This window comes from Dactylosporangium siamense (assembly GCF_016862795.1).
Lineage (GTDB): Bacteria > Actinomycetota > Actinomycetes > Mycobacteriales > Micromonosporaceae > Dactylosporangium > Dactylosporangium siamense.
This window is the reverse complement of sequence record NZ_BONQ01000239.1, coordinates 1-4,320: the sequence shown is the minus strand read 5'-3', so window position 1 is coordinate 4,320 and position 4,320 is coordinate 1. Positions and strand designations below refer to the sequence as shown.

At 66.2% G+C, this 4,320-nt stretch carries 4 protein-coding genes; 1 reads left to right on the top strand and 3 read right to left on the bottom strand.

What is annotated here, in order from left to right:
• Positions 1-328, bottom strand: a 328-nt coding sequence (locus tag Dsi01nite_RS56675; RefSeq protein WP_203854849.1) for a hypothetical protein, incomplete at its 3' end; no start/stop codon positions are given.
• Positions 329-1,262: 934 nt separating this feature from the next.
• On the opposite strand from Dsi01nite_RS56675, the gene Dsi01nite_RS56670 reads away from it, so the two are divergent.
• Positions 1,263-2,411 carry an IS3 family transposase gene (locus Dsi01nite_RS56670; RefSeq protein ID WP_203854848.1) on the top strand — a complete coding sequence of 383 codons (1,149 nt, stop codon included), beginning with the start codon at positions 1,263-1,265 and terminating at the stop codon, positions 2,409-2,411.
• 166 nt (positions 2,412-2,577) lie between these two features.
• Here the strand turns inward: Dsi01nite_RS56670 and Dsi01nite_RS56665 are convergent, their stop codons facing one another.
• The gene (locus Dsi01nite_RS56665) at positions 2,578-2,784 is read right to left on the bottom strand and encodes a hypothetical protein (protein WP_203854847.1); all 207 of its coding nucleotides are present in this window, start codon (positions 2,782-2,784) and stop codon (positions 2,578-2,580) included.
• Positions 2,781-3,251, bottom strand: coding sequence for a hypothetical protein (locus Dsi01nite_RS56660; protein WP_203854846.1), 471 nt, complete (start codon positions 3,249-3,251; stop codon positions 2,781-2,783). Before Dsi01nite_RS56660 ends, Dsi01nite_RS56665 begins: the two co-directional genes overlap by 4 nt.
• Positions 3,252-4,320 lie beyond the last annotated feature (1,069 nt).

Sequence of the window (4,320 nt, the reverse complement as noted above, 5' to 3'; positions counted from 1 at the left end):
CCAACGCCGACGCCTTCGACACCACCGGCGTCACCGGCACCGACGCCCCCGCCGCCGGCGCAGCCGGCACCGGCCACGACGGCCCCTGCGCCCGAGCCGGCAACACCACCACCGCCGACCCGACCAGCACACCGCACACCGCCGCCGCCAGCACCCGCGACCGCCGCAGCGCACCAGCACGCCAACGACGAACCAACCACAACGACATCGACACCGGCATGACGCCTCCCCGTACACAGCGCACACCCAAGTCCGCAACCAGACCCGGATCGAACGCAACGTACGGGCAGCGATCACCGCCACACAAGATGTGACGATCGTCGATCACTCGGCGTCAAAGTCGCCAAGCCGTGGGCATCACACCGCAATACGCCGCCCACCTGCACACTAACCGCAACCGCCCACCCAAAGATCAGCCGATCATTGAGCACGAAGCGTGCAGTCCGGCAAAGCTCCCAAACGCAACGATTAGACCCTCTCGTGGCAAACCAGAAACCTCGGCACCCAACCGGCCAACGCTCACGGGAGATCAGGGCGACGCACGCCATCAGCCATGACACAGCCAAACCGAGCTCCTCGCCTCGTGGGGAGGGTTAGCCACGGCGGCACCACAACGACGGCAGCGGTGTCGCTGCTGCTCATAACGGCGGTTTGCTCGGCCCGACGCCGAGCCCACGACAGCAAGATCGACCCAGCTCTCCGCCTCGAAAAACGGAGCTTTGTCGGCAGCGCATACTTCGACTCTGACCTACTGGCCAATGGCGCCTAGCGTTCCCGCTTCAACACTTTGATGATGGGCTTGCCATTCTGGGTTAGAGTTCTGGTGCCGATTGCCGCCGGAATGGCCGCTGTCGCAGGACTTTGGGTAATGCGACGCTGGACGCTGCGTGACCGCACCAAGTGGATCGAACTGTCACGGAGATCGAATTCAGTAGATATGTCGCCTATCCCGCTATACGGTGTCGAATTCCTTGAGCGGGCTCGACAGACACTGGAAAATGCCGCAACGCCCGAACTGCTACATGCGGACGAACCGACAACGCCTGCCCGCGCCTGGCTTCAAGTTGATCCTGTCGATCCTGTGGAACGCACGGTTCGACGAATGTACAGCGAGCTAATGCGCCCGCCAGCAATCGTGACTCGCCTGACGGCGTTCCGGGCTCGTTTCGTCACCCGTGGCGGCATTTTCCGTCTGATGTTCCCCGGGTTGAATGGAGTAGGTTTGGTTGGATTTTCGCGCCTGTCGCTCGTTGGAGAGAGACGTGCCGAGAAGTTATCCACCAGAGTTCCGTCGCAAGGTTCTGGACCTGCTCAAGGCCGGTCGTAGCGTCGCGCAACTGGTCCGGGATCTGCAGGTCAGTGATCAGACGATCTATACCTGGCGTCGGCAGGAGCTCATCGACACCGGCCAGGTGCCGGGTGTTACCTCCAGTGACCATGCCGAGCTGGTCGCGGCGCGACGTCGGATCGCTGAACTGGAGACGGAGCTCGCGATCCATCGCCGGGCAACGGAGTTGCTCAAGGAGGCGGTGCTCCCAAAAGACCGGTACGCGGCGATCGCAACGATGGCCGCTGAAGGGTTTCCGATCGAAGCGTGCTGCCGGGTGACGGAGGTGTCGGTGTCCGGGTTCTTCGCCTGGCGCAGCCGGCCACTGTCTGCCCGGGCGCTGCGGCATCTCTGGCTGACCGAGCAGATCCGTGAAGTCCACGCCGCATCACACGGCGTCTACGGCTCTCCGAGGGTACACGCCGAGCTCAGGCTGGGTCGCGGCATCGTGGTTGGACACGGCTCGGTCGAGGTGCTCATGCGCCGTGCCGGCATCGTGGGTCTGCCAACGCGCAGAAGGTTCCGGCCGAAGCCGGACACACCGACCGCCGCGGACCTGGTGAACCGGAACTTCACCCGGGACGCGCCGAACCTGCTGTGGGTCACCGACATCACCGAACACCCCACCCGTGAGGGCAAGGTCTACTGCGCCGTCGTGCTGGACACGTTCTCCCGCAAGGTGGTCGGCTGGTCCATCGACTCGACCCAGAACGCCGCCCTTGTGACCAACGCGCTGAGCATGGCCATCACCAACCGCCGCAGCACAGCGACTGTGATCCACTCCGACCACGGTGTGCAATTCACGTCCTGGACCTTCACCCGCCGCGTCCACCAAGCAGGGCTCATCCCTTCGATGGGCACCATCGGCGACTGCTACGACAACGGCATGATGGAGTCGTTCTGGGGTCGCATGCAGACCGAGTTACTCAACCGCCGTCGGTGGAAAACCCGCATTGAACTCGCCAACGCTATATTCGAATACTTGGAAGTCTTTCACAACCGGCAACGCCGGCACAGCGCCCTCGGCATGCTCGCCCCCGCCGAGTTCGAAAGACTCCTTCCCACCATCCTGTCCGTGGCATGAGACCAACCGTGACGGCTCCACAGAACCCGGGGAACATCAACCGCTCCATCAAAGCGGGGGAAGCTCATCGTCCACCCCAACCGAACCGCTGTAGATATCTGAACGAGCCGCAGCGTACGGCCGCTCCGGTGGCCCAGGCCCTGCGCCCGGGCCACCGTAGCCACGATCATCGCCCAATGACGGCGTTGAACAGCACCATGGCGCCGCCGCTGGCACCACCTCCGACGAGTACGCCGGCGGGCAGCGATTGTCCGGCAAGGTGGGCGAGGACGCCTGCGGCGATACCCGCGGCCACGGCGAGCAGCAGGATGACGGCGGCGCGCAGGCTGAGCAGCGTCCCGGACTCGCGAGGACTGATGAACCGCTGGGTCACCGGGTCACCGTCCCTGCGGCGGCGTTGAGGCGCTCGCGCAGCTTGCGGCCTTCGCGCTGGAGCTTGGTCTGCACCCGGGTGGCGAACTTCGGGTCCACACCCGCCGCCGCGGCCGCCAACCGCCACGTCATCCCGTCGCCACCCTCGGCGTAGGCCATCGCGACTGCGCGCTCGCGGTCGTCGAGGTGGGCCAGGACGCGATCGATCCGCGGGTCGTGCCAACCGCCGACCCTGCCGAGCGCCACGGCCTCGGTCGGGTCCGGCGCGGCGTGCATGTCGAGCATGGTGAGCGTGCCCGCCGGCCCGGCGGCCCAGGCCACGGGCGCGTCCAAGGAGGCCACCAACCGGCCGCCGATCTGCCGCTCGGCGATCGGCCGGTGTACCTCGTGCTCGCGGTTGACTCGCTCACGCAATCGCCCCCGGAAATCAACGCCCGATGGCTCGTCGATCCAGGTGTCGTCGAGCAAAGCTGCCACGGTAGCGTCGACCCGGCTGCGCGGCATCGAGGAGAACCCGAGCCAAGTGCGGCCGAACTCGATGACAGCAGTCTCCGACTCAGGGTCCGCCAGGATCTTCGTGCGGACCCCACAGCGGCCGCGTACGCCTCGGCGGCGAGCAGCCGGTCGGGCCCGATCTGCCCGGCCAAGGACCGCCAGTTCCAGAGCAGGTCACGGATGCCGTCCGACAACGACTTCGGCCAGATGAGGTTCAAGTGCGACGACAGCTGTCGCTGGTTCCACTTGCGGAACAGGTCGATTGCCGAGTACGCCGGCAGCAGGTCGGCTCGCGTCGGCAACGTCGGCGCAAGCGCTTTGAGAAGCCGGGCCTCGGCGACCGGGAAGAGGCGGGGCGGCATGCCGACGAGCGCAAGGCTGGTCTGGTGCAGCTTCGCGGGCGCGGGTACGGCCGCGACCTGGCCCAGGGCTGGGACTGCGGCCTCGACCACCTGCCGGACCGCCGACGCGGGCAAGGTCGTCGCAGCGACGGCGCGGAGCCGTGGGGCGGCCGCCCGCAGCAACGGCCGGGCGGCATCGGCGAGGTTCAGCCACCGGGACAGCTCGGCCGGGCGCATACCCAGCATTCGTGCCAGCTCAAGGCGGGAAATCGGCTGATGCGACGAGTTGTCCGCCTGAGGATCTCCGGACGATGCACAGTCGGGGCCCGGCTGCAGCGCGTCGAGGTCCAAGCGCGGCGCCTACTCGACGCTGGTGCGGTCGGCCGGGACGGCCGAGCCATGGTGGGCCTGGTCGGTCATGATCCTCGTGCTCCTCAATTCGAGTCAGTGCGGGTGTCTCACCCTTCAGCCACGGGATCCGCCCCGACTCGCAATAAATCTTGACCGACTTCCAAGATCTTTTAGCCTCTGCACCAGGCAGCCCGCGCATCGTGTGCTCGGACGACCTGCAAGGACTGTGATCGCCGGTCACCACTGCCGGCCGGTAAGGAAGCCGGAGGATCCGGGCAAGGCGTCGGCGCTTGCGGGTGATGGTGAAATCCAAAACGAGGTGCAGGTCACATACTTCCAGCATGGTATTG